Genomic DNA, 19,210 nt, shown 5'->3' on the forward strand with positions numbered 1-19,210 from the left:
CACTGCTGCACGGCATCATCAGTCGCGGCCGGGCCGCGGCCGAACCCCGCGAACGCAAGCCTCTCGGATCTCTCGGAGAACCGTCCACTCGTAGCGTGGTACCCCCCGTGGAGGGTACGGAGTTGTCCACAGAGGTGGATTTCTCCACAGAAGACCAGACCTCACTGGTTCACAACCCCGAAGGCATGGGAGGCTCTGTTCATTGCGAGCCTGATGTCGAGGAGAGTGAATCCTTGCGGTCCGACGCCAACATCGCGGGACCGATGACCGATCCGGTCCCCGGTCCCCGTACCGAGTCGATGGGGGAGGATGTTTCACGTGAAACACCGCCCCCGATGGACGACACTCCCATCGGTCGTGCTGCCCAACTTGCGGTGGAGGCACTGGGTCGTGCCGGCGAAGGCCTGCCGCGGCCAGAGCAGACCCGGGTCATCGTGGTCGCCAACCAGAAGGGTGGCGTGGGCAAGACGACGACGACCGTCAATCTCGCCGCCTCCCTCGCCCTGCATGGCGCCCGCGTCCTGGTGATCGACCTGGACCCGCAGGGCAATGCGTCTACCGCGCTGGGGATCGACCACCACGCCGAAGTCCCTTCCATCTATGACGTGTTGGTCGAGAGTAGGCCGCTCGCGGAGGTCGTTCAGCCCGTCCCCGATGTGGAAGGTCTCTTCTGCGCTCCCGCCACGATCGACCTGGCGGGTGCAGAGATCGAGCTGGTATCCCTGGTGGCCCGGGAGAGCCGACTGCAGCGGGCGATTCAGGCCTATGAGCAGCCGTTGGACTACATCCTCATCGACTGCCCGCCCTCTCTTGGCCTGTTGACGGTCAACGCCCTGGTCGCCGGGCAGGAGGTGCTCATCCCGATCCAGTGCGAGTACTACGCACTGGAGGGTCTGGGCCAGCTGCTTCGCAACGTCGACCTGGTGCGGGGACACCTCAATCCAGCTCTGCATGTGTCGACCATCCTGCTCACCATGTACGACGGCCGGACGCGCCTGGCATCCCAGGTCGCGGAAGAGGTGCGCAACCACTTCGGCGGCGAGGTGCTGAGGACTAGCATTCCTCGCTCGGTCCGTATTTCCGAGGCGCCGAGCTACGGACAGACGGTGCTGACCTACGATCCAGGATCGAGCGGTGCGCTCTCGTATCTTGAGGCGGCACGTGAAATCGCGCTGAAGGGTGTTGGCGTCCACTACGACGCACAGCACGCCCATGTCGGCGCCCGGACGGAACAGAGCATGGTGGAGGGGATTCAGTGAGCGAGCGACGGAGGGGGTTGGGCCGTGGTCTCGGCGCACTGATCCCCGCTGCCCCGACAGGGGACAAGGCGACGACTCAGGGGGCGGTGGGCGGCGGTGCACCCGCCTCATCGGCGGCGGTGCCCGTCCTGACCACGGACCGGGGAGTGGCGGCCGCGAAGGTGGCCACGCTGTCGACTGTTTCACGTGAAACCGAGGACGCGTCTGCGCAGGGCGCGGTGGAGACGACCGCGTCGCCGATCGGTGCTCACTTCGCTGAGTTGCCCCTCGACGCCATCACCCCGAATCCACGGCAGCCCCGTGAGGTGTTCGACGAGGACGCGCTCGCCGAACTCGTCACCTCCATCAAGGAGGTGGGCCTTCTCCAGCCGATCGTGGTGCGTCAAGTGGGTCCGGCGCGCTACGAGCTCATCATGGGCGAGCGGCGCTGGCGGGCCTGCCGAGAGGCAGGCCTGGAGGCCATCCCGGCGATCGTGCGAGCCACGGACGACGAGAAGCTGCTGCTGGACGCCCTCCTGGAGAACCTGCACCGAGCGCAGCTGAACCCGCTGGAAGAGGCAGCCGCCTATGACCAGCTCCTCAAGGACTTCAACTGCACCCACGACCAGCTGGCCGACCGCATCGGCCGGTCACGTCCTCAGGTGTCCAACACCCTGCGGCTGCTGAAGCTGTCGCCGGCGGTGCAGCGTCGGGTGGCCGCCGGGGTGCTGTCCGCGGGCCACGCCCGGGCGCTGCTGTCCGTGGAGGACTCGGAGGAACAGGACCGGCTGGCGCACCGGATTGTGGCCGAGGGGCTGTCCGTGCGCGCCGTCGAGGAGATCGTCACGCTCATGGGGTCCCGGCCGCGCAGTGCCCCGCGGTCCAAGGGACCACGCGCCGGTGCCCGGGTTTCCCCGGCGCTCAGCGACCTGGCGACTCGGCTCTCGGATCGCTTTGAGACCCGGGTGAAGGTGGACCTGGGACAGAAGAAGGGCAAGATCACCGTCGAGTTCGCCTCGATGGAGGATCTGGAGCGGATCCTCAGCACGCTTGCCCCGGGTGAGGGACCGGTCCTGCACAAGGGCCTGCAGGACGGCGATGCCGAGGAGCCGGAGGACTAAGCCTTCCGGGTGAAGCCGGTCGTGATCGGTGACCCTCCGGGTGGGCCGTGTCCGGCGTGTACGGAACACGGCCCGCTCTTTGCTTTCAGGCAGTACCGATGGAATCACCAACGTGGATACGATGCGTTGGGGTATGGCGCATCCACCTGACGGCACCTTGATCGGGGAGGCGGGGGCCATGCGAACCATGAGCCGTACCGGACTGATGACTGCGGGCCTGAGTGTGGGAGCGGTCGGCGGGTTCGTCGGCAGCCTGCTCAGGGAGCGGAGCGCTCTGACAGCCGCCCGCAGTGCTGCGGGCGAAGGAAGCGAGGAACTGCCTTCATGGGGCGTCGGCTCGTACCGCTCACGCTGGACAACCTTCCGGATCTTCCCAAGCGCTGTCGCGCGTGTGTCTTCTGGGAACTGGACCCCGTCAGCGGAGAGGCGGCGGTAAAGGCCGGGACGTCCACGCTCGAGAAAGAGGCCTGGATCTCCGCCGTCCTGCTGGACTGGGGCTCCTGCGGCCGGGTGGTCTACGTGGACGACGTACCGGTGGGCTTCGTGCTGTACGCGCCGCCCGCCTATGTCCCGCGCTCCACGGCCTTCCCCACGAGCCCGGTGTCACCGGACGCGGTCCAGCTGATGACCGCCTTCATCATGCCTGGTTACCAGGGCCAGGGGCTTGGCCGGGTGATGGTCCAGACGGTCGCCAAGGATTTGTTGCGCCGGGGCTTCAAAGCCATCGAGGCCTTCGGCGACGCACGCTGGAAGGAACCGGCGTGCCTGCTGCCCGCCGACCACCTGCTGGCCGTGGGATTCAAGACGGTACGGCCGCACCCGACGTACCCCCGGCTCAGGCTGGAACTGCGCTCGACGCTTTCCTGGAAGGAAGACGTCGAGCTGGCGTTGGACCGTCTGCTGGGAGCCGTGCAGAAGGAGCCGGCGCTGCGTCCTCTGTAGACCGGGCTCATGCCTAGGGGCCGACCTCTGAAGGTCGGCCCCTAGGCGTTTCACGTGAAACATCGCCACCTCGCTCGGCCACCTCGCTCGGCGGCCCGGCTGAGTGGCCTCGCCGTCTACTCGGCGATGAAGTCCTCGAGGTCGCGGACGATCGCGGCCTTCGGCTTGGCACCGACGATGGTCTTGGCGACCTCGCCACCCTGGTAGACGTTCAGGGTCGGGATCGACATGACGCCGTACTTCGCGGCCGTCGCCGGGTTCTCGTCGATGTTGAGCTTGACGACCTCGATCTTTTCGCCGTACTCGGCGGCGATCGCCTCGAGCGACGGGGCGATCTGGCGGCAGGGGCCGCACCAGGCAGCCCAGAAGTCCACCAGGACGGGCTTGTCGCTCTTGAGGACGTCCTCCTCGAAGGAGGCGTCGGTCACGTTCTTCAGGGTGCCTGCCACGGCGGGCTCCTTACCTCGGTGATGCGATGGGCGAAACGGGGGTCAGACGGTGGTCTTCTCGGGCTCGGCCTGCTGCTCGCTGTCTGCGAGGGCGGCGAGGTAGCGCTCGGCGTCAAGGGCGGCGGAGCAACCCGTGCCGGCGGCGGTGATCGCCTGGCGGTAGGTGTGGTCGACGACGTCGCCCGCGCCGAAGACACCGGTCAGGTTGGTGCGGGTCGAGGGGGCATCCACCTTGAGGTAGCCCTCCTCGTCGAGGTCGAGCTGGCCCTTGAACAGCTCGGTCCGCGGGTCGTGCCCGATCGCGATGAACAGGCCGGTCACCGGCAGATCGGTGAGCTCACCGGTCTTCAGGTTCCGCAGCGACAGGCCCTCGAGCTTCGGGTTGCCCTTGATCTCGGCTACCTCGCTGTCCCACACGAACTTGATCTTCGGGTCGGCGAAGGCGCGGTCCTGCATCGCCTTCGAGGCCCGCAGGGTGTCACGACGGTGGACGACGGTGACGGACTTGGCGAAGCGCGAGAGGAAGGTGGCCTCCTCCATCGCGGTGTCGCCGCCGCCGATCACGGCGATGTCCTGGTCCTTGAAGAAGAAGCCGTCACAGGTGGCGCACCAGGAGACTCCGCGGCCGGAGAGGGCGTCCTCGTTCGGCAGGCCCAGCTTGCGGTGCTGGGAGCCGGTGGCGACGATAACGGCCTTCGCCTTGTGCACCGTGCCCGCGGTGTCCGTGACGGTCTTGATCTCACCGGTGAGGTCGACGGAGACGATGTCGTCGGGAACCAACTCGGCACCGAAGCGCTCGGCCTGCGCGCGCATGTTGTCCATGAGCTCGGGGCCCATGATGCCGTCCTGGAAGCCGGGGAAGTTCTCGACCTCGGTCGTGTTCATGAGCGCACCCCCCGCGGTGACGGCGCCCTCGAACACCAGTGGCTTCAGCGACGCGCGCGCGGTGTAGAGCGCCGCCGTGTAACCGGCGGGCCCGGAGCCGATGATGATCACGTTACGGACGTCGCTCACGGCTTGATTCCTCGTCTCTGGAGACTGCTGCTGCCTACTGCCGGTGGGAGCCTCGCTCGGCGCTCTCACCCCACCCAACGGATCCTAAGGGGCCCGCATTCCCGGTGTGTCCGGGTACACGGAGACACGGCACCGCACACAGTTCCCAATGACACTCGGGTAGGAACCGGTCCGGGGCGGGAAACCTCAGGAGCGGGCGTACGAGTGGGTCAGCAGCACCTTGCCGGGGGGCCCCGAGGCCTGCTTCACGCAGGCCGCGTCGACGATGTAGGCCGTGACCTTGGTGCTGTCGGAGGCGTCAGGGGTGACGAGCAGATAGACGAGGGTCCCCTGGTACACGCCCTTGTCGGCGGCGAGGACGCTCTCCTTGGTGGTGACGGCCTGCTGGACGCAGGTCGGCACGTTGACCGTGGTGTCCTGGAACGTCCTGTTCGGCCGCATGCCTGAAGAACCGGTCGTGCCCGGGTCGGACTGGACGCCCCAGGGTTTGTCACTGGCGGGGCTGCCCTCGTCCGTCTTCCCGGCGAGCAGGTTGGTGACCTGACTCTGCAGGGTGCCCTCGGAGTAGGTGTGCGCGGAGTCGGTGTGCTGCGGCGTGGCCGTTGTGTTCTTCCCCGTGTCGCCGCCCAGCGTCTGCACCAGGAGGACGCCCAGACCCACGGCCGCAGCTGTGAAGACGGCGGCCACGGCGACGGTCCTGCGGCGGAGGCGACGGGTGCGCTCGGCGCGGCCCGGTCCGGTGGCCGCACGGGCGTGGCCCGAAGGTCGGTCAGCGGCGGCAGTGGTCGCTGTTTCACGTGAAACATGCGCGGTGATGAGTTCGGGTGAATCCGTATGCGCGCTGTTGGGTGCCGATGCCGGTGGCGCGACGTCCGGCAGTGCCTCCGCGGCGAGCGCGGCATCGATACGGTTCGCCACATCGTCGGGCATGCGGGGCGGGTCCGGACTCGCGCCAAGGAGTCCGCGGATCTCCTCCAGGGAGTCGTACACGTCCGCACACAGAGGGCACTCGTCCAGATGCCGCCGCACGTCCGCGACACGGGAGGGTGGCAGAAGCCCTTCGCTGAGGTCGGAGAGCTCCTCGACGTCCGGGTGCCCGGCCCTATCGGTCGTGGATGTCACGCTCGCCCACCTCCGCCCTTCACAGCAGCTGAATCGCTTGGCCCTGCGTCATGTGGTCCTGCTGCGGGTGGGACGGATGTCCCCTGAGCCCGGTTCCGTCCGCCGCCCGACTTCTTTTCGTCCCTGCCTCCGCCCTCCGCGCGCAGATGGGTGAGCAGCGGCAGCAGTCTGGCTCTGCCACGGGCACAGCGGCTCTTCACCGTGCCCGTCGGCACATCGAGGATGCGGGCGGCCTCCGCGACCGGGTAGCCCTGCATGTCCACGAGGACGAGAGCGGCACGCTGGTCCGGGGGCAGGGTGCCCAGAGCCTCCAGCAGCTGGCGGTGCAGATCATTCCGCTCGGCCGGCGCCGAGGCCGACTCATGCGGCTCCAGGAGCTGTTCCAGGCGTGCGGTGTCGTCCACGGGCGAGGTCTTCCTGGAGGCCGCCTTACGGGCGCGGTCCAGGCACGCGTTCACCGTGATCCGGTGCAACCAGGTGGTGACGGCGGACTGGCCCCGAAACGTATGGGCCGCCCGGTAGGCAGAAACCAGAGCGTCCTGAACGGCGTCGGCGGCCTCCTCACGGTCCCCGAGCGTGCGCAGGGCCACGGCCCAGAGCCGGTCCCGGTGCCGGCGCACGATCTCACCGAAGGCGTCGGGGTCGCCGGCTATATGACGGGCGAGGAGGTCCTGATCGCTAGCGTCGTCGTATGCGGTGCCATCCGCCATCGGACCCCCTCCCCTTGATGAATGCTCAGCCGGTGAACTTCACGTCGGTGATGGCCTGCTTGTAGCCGGCTCCGCTGTAGCCGTCGCTCGGCGCCATCGGCACAGCGGTGATCCACAGCAGGACGTACTGCGTCTTCAACGACTTGGTCGCCTTCACAGTGAGAGAGGTACCGCTCGTGGTGGCGGTTCCGATCTCCGTCATTCCCTCGACCCCTGTGGAGGGGGACAGCGAGTCCGTTGCATAGAGATGGATCGTCGTGTGGCTGCCCGGGTAGCGGAGCCCTATGGACGCGGCAGCGATCTTCCTGGCGGAGCCGAGGTCGTAGACGATGCCCACACCGGGCTTGTAGGGCGCCAGCTCGGGACCGTCGTTGTAGCGCTTGGTCCGCCAGTAGGTGGAGCTGTCCCCGTCGTACGTCTTCTTCACGTCCTCGGGTGCCTGCGCGTCACCACTCGCGACGTACTCCTGCGCCCCCTGAATCTTGATCTGGGTGGTGGGCCGACTGGGCGTGATGCCGCCGTTCTTGTCGTTCCCGTCCGTCGTATGGGTCTGGTTCGTGTTGTCCGACTTCTTGCGCTGGTCCATAAGGGCTTCAGCCAACTGCCAGCTGCCCAGGCCCAGTGCCGCGATCAGCAGCGCGGAGACCGCCCACTTGAGGGCCTTGCCCGTGCGGCTCTGCAATGGGGGCGGCGGGGCCTGCACGGGCTGGGTGATGCCCGGGCCGGCCGCGGGGCGGCCGTACGTGCCCTGCTGGTACGTCGTGCGCTGGTAGTCGGGCGGCGCTGTGAACGAGGGCTCCGGCGGGCGGATGCGGGGCATCTCGCCGATCGCCTTGACCAGTTCCTCGGGCGTGGTGCACGGAGCCTCGTGGCGGGAGGCGGTGGCACCGTCGTTGGCCAGCGCCCGCATGGCGAGTTCGGACAGACCGCGGTGCACGCCGGCGCGGACCTGGTCCGGCGCGATCAGGCCGACTCCCTTGGGCAGCCCGGACAGACCGTAGGCGTCGTCCTCGTAGGGCCAGCGCTGGGTGAGGGCGGCGTACAGGAGTGCGCCGATGGCCTCCGTGTCGGTGCGCTGCGGGGTGTTGGAGCTGATGCCGCGCAGGGCGGCGTTCACCGCGAGGCCGCGGATGCGCCACTGGCCGGAGGAGGTGCGCAGGATCGTGCCGGGGTTCAGCCGGAGATGGGAGAGGCCCTCGCGGTGGGCGGCGGCCATGGCTTGGGCCACCTGGGTGACCATCTGGTAGGCGTCGTGCGCTTCCAGCGGTCCGGTGGCGAGCAGCGTGGTCAGTTCGACGGCGTCCGGCAGCCATTCGTGCACGACATAGACGAGGTCGTTCTCCTCGACCGCGTCCAGGACCTGCACGAATCGCGGGTCGCCGAGCAGCGCGGAGGAGCGGGCCGCGGCCAGCACCGAACGCGCCCTGGTGTGGTCCGAGGGAAGGACGTGAATACCGACGGCGCGGCGAAGTTTCTCGTCCACCGCACGCCAGCTGCTGAATCCGTCCAGACGGGTGACGCACTCCTCGAGACGGTAGCGTCTGGCGAGCTTGTGGCCGCTGTGCAGTTCGGGTGGTGAGGCCTTCCCGGGACGCTCGGTCCCGCCGCTCCCCTGCGGCTCGTCGCTGTCCGTGTCCCGCTCCCGGTCCTGGGCCACCCCGTCGGACGTGGACTGGTCCGCCTTGGCGGTCAGCGGCTCGTCACCGCTGTTGTCTGCCACGTCGACGGCAGCCGTGCTCCGTTCCGCCACCGTCGTACCTGCCTCCCCATCCGTTGCGCGCTGTCCGACGCAGAAACCAATTGTGCCCACAGTCCGCCGTTATGCACGACACACGGCGGCGGACAATGGTTGTGCGCGTACCCCCGCCTCAGCGCCCCAGGCGCCCGCGGACCATGCCGACCATTGAGTTGAGTTCCTCGATGCGCATCTTGCGTGCGGCGACGTAGAAGACACCGAGAAGCAGGACGCCACCGCCGACGAGCGCGGCCAGCGAGCCGGCCACCCCCTGCCCCAGCGTGTGGCCGATCTCGTAGCAGGCCGCTCCGCTCAGCAGAGCGGCCGGCACCGAGGCGATGCCGAGCCGTGCGTACGTCCGCAGCACCCGGGCGCCGTCCAGGTCGCCGCCCAGCCGCTTGCGTAGCCGGGCCCAGGCGACACCGACGCCGATCGCGTACGCGAGGCCGTAGGAGCCCGCCATGCCGATCACGGCCCAGCGGGCCGGGAGGACGAAGTAGCAGACGGCGGAGGCCCCCGCGTTCACGGCGGCCACGATGACCGTGTTGTAGAAGGGGGTGCGGGTGTCCTCGTACGCGTAGAAGGCGCGGAGCACGACGTACTGCACGGAGTAAGGGATGAGGCCGAGGCCGAAGGCCATCAGCATGTAGCCCATGTTGGTGGCCTCGCTGGTGCCCGACGAGCCGAAGATCAGGGTGCACATCGGGATGCCCAGCGAGACGAACCCGAACGCGATCGGCACGATCGCGACGGCCGTGGTGCGCAGGCCCTGCGAGATGTCGTCGCGGACGGCTCCCCCGTCGCCCTCGGCGGCCGAGCGTGAGATGCGCGGCAGCAGGGCCGCCATCAGGGAGACGGTGATGATCGCCTGCGGGAGCCCCCAGATCAGCTGGGCGTTGGCGTAGGCGGCGAAGCCGGTGCCGTCGACCGGGGAGTGCTTGCCCGCCGAGGTGGACAACTGTGAGACGACGAGCGCGCCCGCCTGGTTGGCGAGGACGAACAGGACGGTCCACTTGGCGAGCGTCGCGGCCTTGCCGAGGCCATGGCCCTTCCAGTCGAAGCGCGGCCGCAGCCGGAACCCGGTCTCGCGCAGGTACGGGATCATCGCCAGAGCCTGTACGACCATGCCGAGCAGCACGCCGATTCCGAGCAACCGCTGCCCCTCCGGCGGGATGTTCGTCACCTTCATCCCGGAGTTGGCCGCGCTGCCGTACACCCAGATGAACGCGCCGAGCGTCACGATGATGACGATGTTGTTCAGGACCGGGGTCCACATCATCGCGCCGAACTTCCCCCGCGCGTTGAGAACCTGCCCCATCACCACGTGGATGCCCATGAAGAAGATCGAGGGCAGGAAGTAACGGACGAAGGTGACGCCGACCTCGTTGGCCGCCGGGTCGCTGGCGACCGAGTCGGACAGCAGGCGGATCAGGAAGGGCGCCCCCAGGATCGCGACCACGGTGAGTCCACCGAGCGCCACCATGACCAGAGTCAGCAGCCGGTTGGCGTACGCCTCGCCGCCGTCCTCGTCCTCCTTCATCGCGCGCACCAGCTGCGGCACGAAGACGGAGTTGAGGCCACCGCCCACGGTGAGGATGTAGATCATCGTCGGCAGCTGGTAGGCGACCTGGAAGGTGTCGCCGAGGAGACCGACGCCGAGCGCCGAGACGATCAGCGCCGAGCGGATGAACCCGGTGAGCCGGGAGACCATCGTGCCCGCCGCCATCACGGCGCTGGACTTCAGCAGGTTCGAGGCCCGCCCGCCCTTCTTCCCTTCGGGCGCGGGTGGCGCGGTGGGCTCGGCGGTCGCCTCGGGCGCGACCACCGGTGCCGCAGGAGCCGCCGGTGAGGGGGCGGCGTACGTCCGCTCCTGCGGGGACGCCTGGGCGTAGGCGGGTGCCGGGTACGGTTCGGCCGGTCCCTGGCCCTGAGCCGGTGCGGGGCCCGGTACGGACGGCTGCCGCACGTAGGGCTGTGTGCCGCCCTGCTGCTGGTCCCTGAACAGGTGCGCGAAGGCGTCCGGCTCGTGGCGCTCCTCACCGGCCTGGGTGACGAGGTCGTCGACGCCGACGAACTGGGTGGTGCGGGGGTCGTCGCCGTACGGCAGGTACTGCGACGGTCCCTCCGGCTCGGGCGCCGGCGGCTGGGCCCACACGTGAGGGTCGGGGGTGTACCGCGGCGTCGGCGGCTGGGCGTACAGGGGCTGCTGCGGCTGGTACGGGCCGGGGGGCGGCGGGGGGTGCGCGGCGCGGTCGTAGAGCGCCTCGGTCACCGGGTCCTGAGCGGAGAGGTCGTGCGCCTGGTAGGGGTCCTGGTGGTAGGCGTCCTGCAGGTACATGTCGGCCGGGGGCTGCGGCGGTACCTGACCGGGCTGGTGCGGTGGCGGGCCCTCGGGGTAGCCCGACCTGCCCACGGCGCCCTCCTCGCGGTCACCGTCGTACGGCGCGTTCATGGTTTACCCCACCTCGTTGTCCCCGGGCCCTTGGCCACGACATCGCTCAACGGTCCACTCTCTCACCCGTCCCGGACGGGTCGGTGCTTTCCGGTGCGGTGTCCGGCCCCGGGTCACTCGGGTGCTCCGGGTCGTCTGCCCCGGTCTCCGCATCCGACTCCTGTGCGGGTGCCGTCGCGGATCCTGCGGTGTCCCCAGTGTCTACGGTGCCGTCGGCGGCCTTGTTCAGACCCTTGTCGTCCGCGTCCTGCGGGTCGTCCTGCTGTTCCTCCTCGGCCTGCCGTGCGGCCAGGCGCTTGCGCTGGGTGTACATGCGGAACCCGGCGAGCACCAGGAGCAGGACACCACCGGCGATGACGAGCATCACGGTGGGAGTGATCTCGGTGACGTTCACATCGAAGGTGATCGGAGGGCCGTAGGCCTGCCCGTCCTCGGTGAAGAGCTGGGCGACGACTGCGGCCCGGCCGTTGGCGTTGGCCGTGGTGGTGAACTTCACGGACTGGCTGTGCCCGCCCGAGACGGAGATGGGCTGCTCGGAATAGGGGCCGTTGCCGATCTTCAAACGCGTCGGCTGCTGGGAGGTGAGCCGCAGGACCAGGTGGTCGACCCCCTGCATGAGATTGTTCTGCACCGTCACGGGGATGGTCGCGCTGCGGCCGGAGAGCTTCGTCTCGGACTTCTCGATCAGCCGGACCTGGGCGGTGAGCCCGTCGAGGTACGACTCCACGCCCTGACGGAAGGCCGAGGCGTCGGAGGCGTGCCCGCGCCACGAGGTGGACATCGCGCGGTCTATGGCCCGCCCGAAGGGGGTGACGACGCGTGCGGGGTCGGTCAGGATCACCTTGAAGCTGTCGAGCTTGTCCTGCGTGTTCTCGATCTGCTCGAACGCGGACTGCGGAAGCTCCTGCCTGCGCAGCGAGGAGGGGTAGCGAGACGCGGCCGGCACCTTCGTCGTGGCATCCGGGTCCGGCTTGGCCTTGGCGGCCGCGGACAGATCGGCCGACTCCGACCAGTGGCTGCCCTGCAGGGCCGTCAGCGCCTCCGCCATCGACTGGGCCTGGCTCGCGGACGGCATCCGCGGGGGAGCGACCACGATGCTGCGCTGCTTGTCCGGCTCCTCGAGGTTGATCATCAGGCTCTCCGCCAGGAAATCCTGGACGGCGAGGGTGGAGTTCCGGGCCGAGGTCATGTCGCCGTCGAAGGCGGTCGACAGGCCGTCGTCCGCTACCACCGCTGTGGTGCCGCCCCCGATGGGGCGCGCGGCGGTGGGCGTGTAGGACAGGCCGCGGGTCTCCTGGAGGCTGCCGCTGCCGGCGATCACCTTGTCGGCGCCGGCAGAGGTGGCGACCTTGATGATGGAGGGGTCGATCGCGCCGTCCACGGGCCAGGCGAAGTCCGTGTCGGGTTTCACGTGGAGGATGGTCTCCACGGTGCTCGCTGCGACGTCCGTGGCGTCCTTGAGGTGGCTGAGGGAGCCGGTGACGTTCTTGCCGTTGTGGGCGAGCGAGGCCAGGTCGGGGTCGCCGTAGGGCAGAGCGACGACCTCCTTGTTCTGGACCGCCTTCTGAAGGTCGGCGAGCCACTGCTTGGCGACCGCCTGGCTCTTGCCTGCCGTGACCTGGTCGCCGCCACCCTTGATGCTGTAGCTGCCCGCCATCGCGTCCACGGAGGCGAGCAGGTCGGGGTCGATCACCCAGGTGACGTCGAGGTTCCTGCCCTGTGACAGGAGCTGGGAGAGACGGCCGCCCGGGGCGATCTCCTTGGCCAGGTCGTCGTTCTGGAAGACGGGTGTCTGCTGCTGGTTGGGGAGGGTCTCCGCGGTCATGTGGACATCGGAGACCAGCGGCCACAGGAACGTGGTCTGCGTCTTGGTGGCGGCGTCGTCGGGCTGCCAGGGCAGGAACGTCCGCTTGATGCCGAGCACCTGCTCGTCGGGCTGCGCGGCGGTCCGGCCGGAGAGCGAGACGCCGAGCGGGTAGACCCCGTCGGAGCCGAGGTCCAGCTCCTTGACGGGCACGGAGATGCTGAATTCCTGGGTGGCTCCGGGCGCGAGCTGGGCGAACTTCTCGACGTACTTGCCGCCGACCTCGGTGCCGTCGACGCCCGGCAGGTAGGAGGTGCGCCGGGCGAGGTTGTCGATGGAGGCGCGGTTGGTCAGCTCCTGGCCGACGCGCAGGCCCACGTGGGCGTCGGTGACGGCCTGCTTGCCGTTGTTGGTGACCGTGCCGGAGACGGTGAGGGTGTCGCCATCGGTCGGCACGCTGGGGCTGAGCGAGTCGAGGGAAATACTGACCGCTCGGGAGCTGCCGGCCTCCACCGCGGCGCTCCTGACGGCGGCGTGTGCGGCCGGGCCGGCGGGCAGCTGCAGCAGGCCGGCCAGCAGGGGGGCGCCCGCGAGCAGGGCTCCGGTGCGCCGGAGCCACCGGCGGGCAGGTGAGGAACTCATCCCCTGGAAGTCTGCCGCCTCGGCCACGCGCTCGCCCGTCCCTCGTCGTCAGTGGTCGTCGGAATGTGCGTCCCCGCATGGTAACGATGCGCGCGGAAGGGAAGTGCCGGGGTCCGCACCACAAGATCGGAAAGCGAGCGGGGCCGTCCCGTCATTGCGCGGATTGGCAGGCTCATCGCGACGCACTGTTTCCGGTCGTTCACGGAACGCTTGTGGAGCTTTAATGCGGGCGCCCGCCACCGCCCGGGACACGTACCCTTTTCTGTTGTGCCGAACGCCAACGAAGACAATCCCCGTGCCCTGAGTCAGGTACAGCAGCGCGCCGTGGGCGAGCTGCTGCGGGTCTCCCCTGTCGCCGACGACCTCGCCCGCCGCTTCAAGGAAGCGGGCTTCTCGCTCGCTCTGGTCGGTGGCTCGGTGCGGGACGCCCTCCTCGGCCGGCTCGGCAACGACCTGGACTTCACGACGGACGCCCGCCCCGAAGACGTCCTGAAGATCGTGCGGCCGTGGGCGGACGCCACATGGGAGGTGGGGATCGCCTTCGGCACGGTAGGGGCCCAGAAGGACGCCCGCGTCGGAGACGCAGTCCAACGCTTCCAGATCGAGGTGACGACCTACCGGTCGGAGGCCTATGACCGGAGCTCGCGCAAGCCCGAGGTGTCGTACGGCGACTCCATCGAGGAGGATCTGGTCCGGCGTGACTTCACGGTCAACGCGATGGCCGTCGCGCTGCCCGAGAAGGAGTTCATCGACCCGCACCGGGGGCTCGACGATCTCGCGGCCCGGGTGCTGCGCACTCCGGGCACCCCCGAGGAGTCGTTCTCGGACGATCCGCTGCGGATGATGCGGGCCGCCCGCTTCGCGGCCCAGCTGGACTTCGAGGTGGCTCCCGAGGTCGTCACGGCCATGAAGGAGATGGCCGGGCGCATCGAGATCGTCTCCGCCGAACGCGTACGGGACGAGGTGAACAAGTTGGTCCTGTCCGCCTACCCGCGCAAGGGGCTGACGCTGCTGGTCGATACAGGGCTCGCCGATCACGTTCTGCCGGAGCTGCCCGCCCTGCGGCTGGAGCGTGACGAGCACCACCGGCACAAGGACGTCTATGACCACACGCTGATCGTCCTGGAGCAGGCGATGGCGCTTGAGCAGGACGGCCCCGATCTGGTGCTGCGGCTCGCCGCGCTGCTGCATGACATCGGAAAGCCGAAGACGCGCCGTTTCGAGAAGGACGGCCGTGTCTCCTTCCACCACCACGAGGTGGTCGGCGCGAAGATGACCAAGAAGCGGATGACGGCGCTGAAGTACCCCAACGACCTGGTGAAAGACGTCTCCCGTCTGGTCGAACTGCACCTGCGCTTCCACGGCTACGGCACGGGAGAGTGGACGGACTCGGCGGTGCGCCGGTACGTCCGTGACGCGGGCCCGCTCCTCGACCGCCTCCACAAACTGACCCGCTCGGACTGCACGACCCGCAACAAGCGCAAGGCGGCCGCGCTCTCCCGGGCGTACGACGGCCTGGAGGAGCGCATCGCCCAGCTCAAGGAACAGGAGGAGCTGGACGCGATCCGCCCCGACTTGGATGGCAACCAGATCATGGAGATCCTGGGGGTGGGTCCGGGGCCCGTGGTCGGTCGTGCGTACAAGCACATGCTGGAGCTGCGTCTGGAGAACGGCCCTATGGGGCATGACGCAGCGGTGGCCGCGCTCAAGGAGTGGTGGGCCGAGCAGGGCGACGAATGAGGGGACGGGGTCATGTTTCACGTGAAACATGACCCCGGAACGCCACCACGGCAAGCATGGAGGGGCGATGTTTCACGTGAAACATCGCCCCTCCATGCTTGCCGTGGGTCGGTCTACTTCTTGAGCTCGTTCAGGCAGAGCACGATGTCGTGGCCGCCGCCGTACTGGATGTAGGAGATCGTCGCGTCCTTGACGTCCTGGCACTTGTTTTCATCGCTGCTGCCGTCAAACTTCTGGACGACCTTGTACTGGGCGCTGCTGGACGAGCAGTCCACCTCCTTGAGGTCGGCCTTGGAGTCCGTGCCGTCGTTGTGCATGCATGCTCCCACCGACGTGGTCTCCGCGTCGTCGCGGTTGAGGAACCAGCTCAGGCCGAATCCGGCGCCGAACTTCAGCAGGGCGATGATGACAAAGGCGACGACGGCGCCTATGATCCGCAGCGCCTTCTTGCCTCCCCGCTTGGCGGGTGCGGCCGACGGGGGAACGGGTGCGCCCTGCTGCTGAGGGAAGGGGGGATACGGCTGCTGCTGCGGGTACGTCTGCTGCGGCGGATAGGGCTGCTGCGGAGCGTACGGCTGCTGCGCGACTCCCGGCTGGCCGGGCTGCTGCCCCATGGGCACGGTGGGCTGCTGGGCGTACGGATTCGTGCCCTGGGGCGGCGGAGTGGTCACTTTCGGGGTCCCCCTCGAACGTGGGTGCGCATAGCGCGAAATAAGACGCCCGTAAGCTACAGGTCGGCACTGACAACCTTGAAGTCGCCTGGGTCTCCGTAGCCTTGATGTGACACTTACTGGCGTTCAAAGCGGGACATAGACAGAGCAACTGCCGCGTAGAGCACGGCCACCATGACGACCAGAGCGGCTGATCGGCCGTCAGGCGGCAGCATCAAGGCGGCGACCGCGGCCGCGCCGACGAAGGCCACATTGAAGAGCACGTCGTAGACCGAGAAGATCCGGCCGCGGAAGCCGTCGTCGACCGAGGACTGAACGATCGTGTCGGTAGAGATCTTCGCGCCCTGTGTGGTCAACCCCAGGACGAACGCGGCCGCCAGCAGGGGGCCCGCGGCGAACGGCAGGCCGAGCGAGGGCTCCAGTACGGCGGCGGACCCCGCGCACACTGCGATCCAGCGGCCGGCACCGAGACGCCCTGCCGCCCACGGTGTCAGCACGGCCGCGGCGAAGAACCCCGCCCCGGAGACGCCCAGCGCCAGTCCCAGCAGGGCCAGCCCCTGGCGCGGGTTCGCGGACAGGGCGTAGCGACACAGCATGAGCAGCAGAACGAGCAGCGCGCCGTAGCAGAACCGCATCAGGGTCATCGAGGTGAGCGCCCACGCGGCCTCCCGACGCGGGGGTGCCGCCAGATGCCGTACACCGGCCGCCAGATCCTGCGTGGTGCCGACCAGCACGGCGCCGAGGCGCGGCTGCACCGCATCCCTGTCCGGGCCCAGCGATTGCGGAGCCAGGCTCAGCGAGGCGAGGGCCGATCCCAGATACAGGAGCGCACCCAGCAGCACCACCGCGGCATCGGAGTCGGCGATCACCAGTCGTACGGCGAAGGCGAGTCCGCCACCCGCGGTCGCCGCGAGCGTGCCCGCCGTCGGGGAGAGCGAGTTGGCCATCACCAGGCGTTCGGCGTCGACCACCCGGGGCAGCGCCGCGGACAGGCCGGAGAGGACGAAACGGTTGACCGCGGTGACGCACAGCGCGGAGACGTAGAAGAGCCAGTCCGGTACATGGCTCACCATCAGGACGGCGGTCGCGCAGGCCAGCAGGGCGCGCAGCAGATTGCCGTGGAGGAAGACCTGGCGGCGCTGCCACCGGTCCAGCAGGACCCCCGCGAAGGGGCCGACGAGGGAATAGGGCAGGAGCAGCACGGCCATGGCGGAGGCGATGGCGGTGGCCGAGGTCTGCTTCTCAGGGGAGAAGACCACGTACGTGGCGAGCGCGACCTGGTAGACGCCGTCGGCCCCCTGGGACAGCAGCCGTACGGCGAGCAGGCGCCTGAAACCGCTGAAGCGCAGCAGGACGCGCAGATCGCGCACGACGGACATGGGGCACAGCCTCACATACGTGCGGGGTCCCCGGGCGGACGACCCGGGGACCCCGGCACGGGGACGGGAGCGACGTCAGCGCTCGACCTCGCCCCTGATGAACTTCTCGACGTTCTCGCGGGCCTCGTCGTCGAAGTACTGGACCGGCGGGGACTTCATGAAGTACGAGGAAGCGGAGAGGATCGGGCCGCCGATTCCCCGATCCTTGGCGATCTTCGCGGCGCGCAGCGCGTCGATGATGACACCCGCGGAGTTCGGGGAGTCCCAGACCTCGAGCTTGTACTCCAGGTTCAGCGGCACGTCACCGAAGGCACGGCCCTCCAGGCGGACGTACGCCCACTTGCGGTCGTCCAGCCAGGCCACGTAGTCGGACGGGCCGATGTGGACGTTCTTCTCGCCGAGGTCCCGGTCGGGAATCTGGGAGGTGACGGCCTGCGTCTTGGAGATCTTCTTGGACTCCAGGCGGTCGCGCTCGAGCATGTTCTTGAAGTCCATGTTGCCGCCGACGTTCAGCTGCATCGTGCGGTCCAGGATCACGCCCCGGTCCTCGAACAGCTTCGCCATGACGCGGTGCGTGATGGTCGCGCCGACCTGCGACTTGATGTCGTCACCGACGATCGGGACACCGGCCTCGGTGAACTTGTCGGCCCACTCCTTCGTGCCGGCGATGAAGACCGGAAGGGCGTTGACGAAGGCGACCTTGGCGTCGATGGCGCACTGGGCGTAGAACTTCGCCGCGTCCTCGGAGCCGACGGGCAGGTAGCAGACGAGCACGTCGACCTGCTTGTCCTTGAGGACCTGGACGACGTCGACCGGCTCCTCGGCGGACTCCTCGATGGTGGCGCGGTAGTACTTGCCGAGGCCGTCGAGGGTGTGGCCGCGCTGGACCGTCACGCCGGTGGACGGGACGTCGCAGATCTTGATGGTGTTGTTCTCCGAGGCGCCGATGGCGTCCGCGAGGTCGAGGCCGACCTTCTTGGCGTCCACGTCGAACGCGGCGACGAACTCCACGTCACGGACGTGGTAGTCGCCGAACTGGACGTGCATCAGACCCGGGACCTTGGACGCCGGGTCGGCGTCCTTGTAGTACTCGACTCCCTGCACCAGCGATGCGGCGCAGTTGCCCACGCCGACGATGGCTACGCGAACCGAACCCATTCCGGTTGCTCCCTGTGTGTACGTGTGAGGCCCCGACCGGGCCTCACGTGGTGGTGTCGTCGGACGGATCCGGCCCGGTGCTGTCCCGGTGCCGGGGCAGGCCGCCCGTCGATCCAGATGTGCTGCCAGGAGCGGAGCCGTCGGCAGTGGAACCCCTGAGGTCCCGTCCGGCCCGCTCACTCTCGATGAGCTCGTTCAGCCAGCGCACTTCGCGCTCCACGGACTCCATCCCGTGGCGCTGGAGCTCGAGGGTGTAGTCGTCGAGGCGCTCCCGGGTGCGCGCCAGGGAGGCACGCATCTTCTCCAGGCGCTCCTCCAGTCGGCTGCGGCGGCCCTCCAGAACGCGCATGCGCACGTCACGGGACGTCTGTCCGAAGAAGGCGAAACGAGCGGCGAAGTGCTCGTCCTCGTACGCGTCGGGACCCGTCTGGGAGAGCAGCTCCTCGAAGTGCTCCTTGCCTTCGGGTGTCAGCCGATAGACGATCTTGGCTCGCCGCCCGGCGAGCGGAGCAGCGCCCGCGTCGTCGGGGGCACTCCCCGGCTCCTCGGTCAACCAGCCGTTGGCGACCAGCGTCTTGAGGCACGGGTAGAGCGTCCCGTAGCTGAACGCGCGAAATACACCCAGTGACGTATTGAGTCGTTTGCGCAGCTCATAGCCGTGCATCGGGGACTCGCGGAGCAGGCCGAGGACGGCGAACTCGAGGATCCCGGAACGCCGGCTCATGTGCGCCTCCCTCCTTTCACTGTCCCGTCCGCACGGTCTTTATGCCGCGCTGATGTATCGACTCGATACATCACGACGATAGAACGCCCCTCCGGGTGCGACAAGAGGGGGCGCGGTGAACGGCGTCACATCACCGATTCGTAGTAGGCAAGTTGCCTGGTTTGGGGTGAAGTTCAGGGCTCGGCAGGATTTGGCGGTGCGTAGTCTGTGCGCCATGCACACCACCGGGAACCGAGTGACCCATGAGGGACGTCCTCGTCCTTGGTGCAGTACGGGTGAATGCCGAAACGACCGCATCCGTACTTCGGG

Annotated in this window: 15 protein-coding genes; 4 read left to right on the forward strand and 11 right to left on the reverse strand. The window is 68.6% G+C overall.

Features of this window, described 5'->3' with window-relative positions; all coding sequences use genetic code 11:
• Positions 1-185: 185 nt before the first annotated feature.
• The 3 genes from ACFYZE_RS05715 (at position 186) to ACFYZE_RS05725 (ending at position 3,301) form a co-directional block, all read left to right on the forward strand.
• Positions 186-1,259 carry a ParA family protein gene (locus tag ACFYZE_RS05715; protein WP_388989539.1) on the forward strand — a complete coding sequence of 358 codons (1,074 nt, stop codon included), beginning with the start codon at positions 186-188 and terminating at the stop codon, positions 1,257-1,259.
• Positions 1,256-2,359: a ParB/RepB/Spo0J family partition protein gene (locus tag ACFYZE_RS05720; protein WP_388989063.1), complete on the forward strand. Its 1,104-nt coding sequence runs from the start codon at positions 1,256-1,258 to the stop codon at positions 2,357-2,359. Before ACFYZE_RS05715 ends, ACFYZE_RS05720 begins: the two co-directional genes overlap by 4 nt.
• 324 nt (positions 2,360-2,683) lie before the next feature.
• Positions 2,684-3,301, forward strand: a complete 618-nt coding sequence (locus ACFYZE_RS05725; protein WP_388569715.1) for a GNAT family N-acetyltransferase — start codon at positions 2,684-2,686, stop codon at positions 3,299-3,301.
• A gap of 116 nt (positions 3,302-3,417) precedes the next feature.
• Here ACFYZE_RS05725 and trxA read toward each other — a convergent pair whose 3' ends face one another.
• The 7 genes from trxA to ACFYZE_RS05760 all read right to left on the reverse strand — a co-directional run bounded on the left by trxA (position 3,418) and on the right by ACFYZE_RS05760 (position 13,256).
• The gene (trxA, locus tag ACFYZE_RS05730; RefSeq protein ID WP_103837288.1) at positions 3,418-3,750 is read right to left on the reverse strand and encodes a thioredoxin; all 333 of its coding nucleotides are present in this window, start codon (positions 3,748-3,750) and stop codon (positions 3,418-3,420) included.
• A gap of 42 nt (positions 3,751-3,792) precedes the next feature.
• The gene (trxB, locus tag ACFYZE_RS05735; RefSeq protein ID WP_388989066.1) at positions 3,793-4,764 is read right to left on the reverse strand and encodes a thioredoxin-disulfide reductase; all 972 of its coding nucleotides are present in this window, start codon (positions 4,762-4,764) and stop codon (positions 3,793-3,795) included.
• 186 nt (positions 4,765-4,950) lie between these two features.
• Entirely contained in the window at positions 4,951-5,886 is a 936-nt protein-coding gene (locus tag ACFYZE_RS05740) for an anti-sigma factor family protein (protein ID WP_388989069.1), read from the reverse strand.
• The gene (sigM, locus tag ACFYZE_RS05745) at positions 5,883-6,596 is read right to left on the reverse strand and encodes an RNA polymerase sigma factor SigM (protein WP_388989072.1); all 714 of its coding nucleotides are present in this window, start codon (positions 6,594-6,596) and stop codon (positions 5,883-5,885) included. Before sigM ends, ACFYZE_RS05740 begins: the two co-directional genes overlap by 4 nt.
• A gap of 25 nt (positions 6,597-6,621) precedes the next feature.
• On the reverse strand, positions 6,622-8,346 hold the full coding sequence (locus ACFYZE_RS05750) for a serine/threonine protein kinase (RefSeq protein ID WP_388989075.1): 1,725 nt from the start codon (positions 8,344-8,346) through the stop codon (positions 6,622-6,624).
• Positions 8,347-8,464: 118 nt separating this feature from the next.
• Positions 8,465-10,783: a murein biosynthesis integral membrane protein MurJ gene (murJ, locus tag ACFYZE_RS05755; RefSeq protein WP_388989078.1), complete on the reverse strand. Its 2,319-nt coding sequence runs from the start codon at positions 10,781-10,783 to the stop codon at positions 8,465-8,467.
• A 46-nt stretch (positions 10,784-10,829) separates the two neighbouring features.
• The gene (locus tag ACFYZE_RS05760; RefSeq protein WP_388989081.1) at positions 10,830-13,256 is read right to left on the reverse strand and encodes a DUF6049 family protein; all 2,427 of its coding nucleotides are present in this window, start codon (positions 13,254-13,256) and stop codon (positions 10,830-10,832) included.
• A gap of 240 nt (positions 13,257-13,496) precedes the next feature.
• On the opposite strand from ACFYZE_RS05760, the gene ACFYZE_RS05765 reads away from it, so the two are divergent.
• Positions 13,497-14,969, forward strand: coding sequence for a CCA tRNA nucleotidyltransferase (locus tag ACFYZE_RS05765; protein ID WP_388989084.1), 1,473 nt, complete (start codon positions 13,497-13,499; stop codon positions 14,967-14,969).
• 113 nt (positions 14,970-15,082) lie between these two features.
• Here the strand turns inward: ACFYZE_RS05765 and ACFYZE_RS05770 are convergent, their stop codons facing one another.
• The 4 genes from ACFYZE_RS05770 to ACFYZE_RS05785 form a co-directional block, all read right to left on the reverse strand.
• Positions 15,083-15,640 (reverse strand): hypothetical protein, encoded by a 558-nt coding sequence (locus tag ACFYZE_RS05770; protein WP_388989087.1) that lies wholly within the window; start codon positions 15,638-15,640, stop codon positions 15,083-15,085.
• A 116-nt stretch (positions 15,641-15,756) separates the two neighbouring features.
• Positions 15,757-17,019, reverse strand: a complete 1,263-nt coding sequence (locus ACFYZE_RS05775) for an MFS transporter (RefSeq protein ID WP_388989090.1) — start codon at positions 17,017-17,019, stop codon at positions 15,757-15,759.
• Positions 17,020-17,094: 75 nt separating this feature from the next.
• Complete coding sequence (locus ACFYZE_RS05780) at positions 17,095-18,177, reverse strand: inositol-3-phosphate synthase (protein WP_388989093.1); 1,083 nt, start codon at positions 18,175-18,177, stop codon at positions 17,095-17,097.
• Between the two features lie 43 nt (positions 18,178-18,220).
• Positions 18,221-18,901 (reverse strand): helix-turn-helix transcriptional regulator, encoded by a 681-nt coding sequence (locus ACFYZE_RS05785; RefSeq protein ID WP_388989096.1) that lies wholly within the window; start codon positions 18,899-18,901, stop codon positions 18,221-18,223.
• Positions 18,902-19,210 lie beyond the last annotated feature (309 nt).

The organism is Streptomyces sp. NPDC001796, assembly GCF_042892355.1.
Taxonomy (GTDB): Bacteria; Actinomycetota; Actinomycetes; order Streptomycetales; family Streptomycetaceae; genus Streptomyces.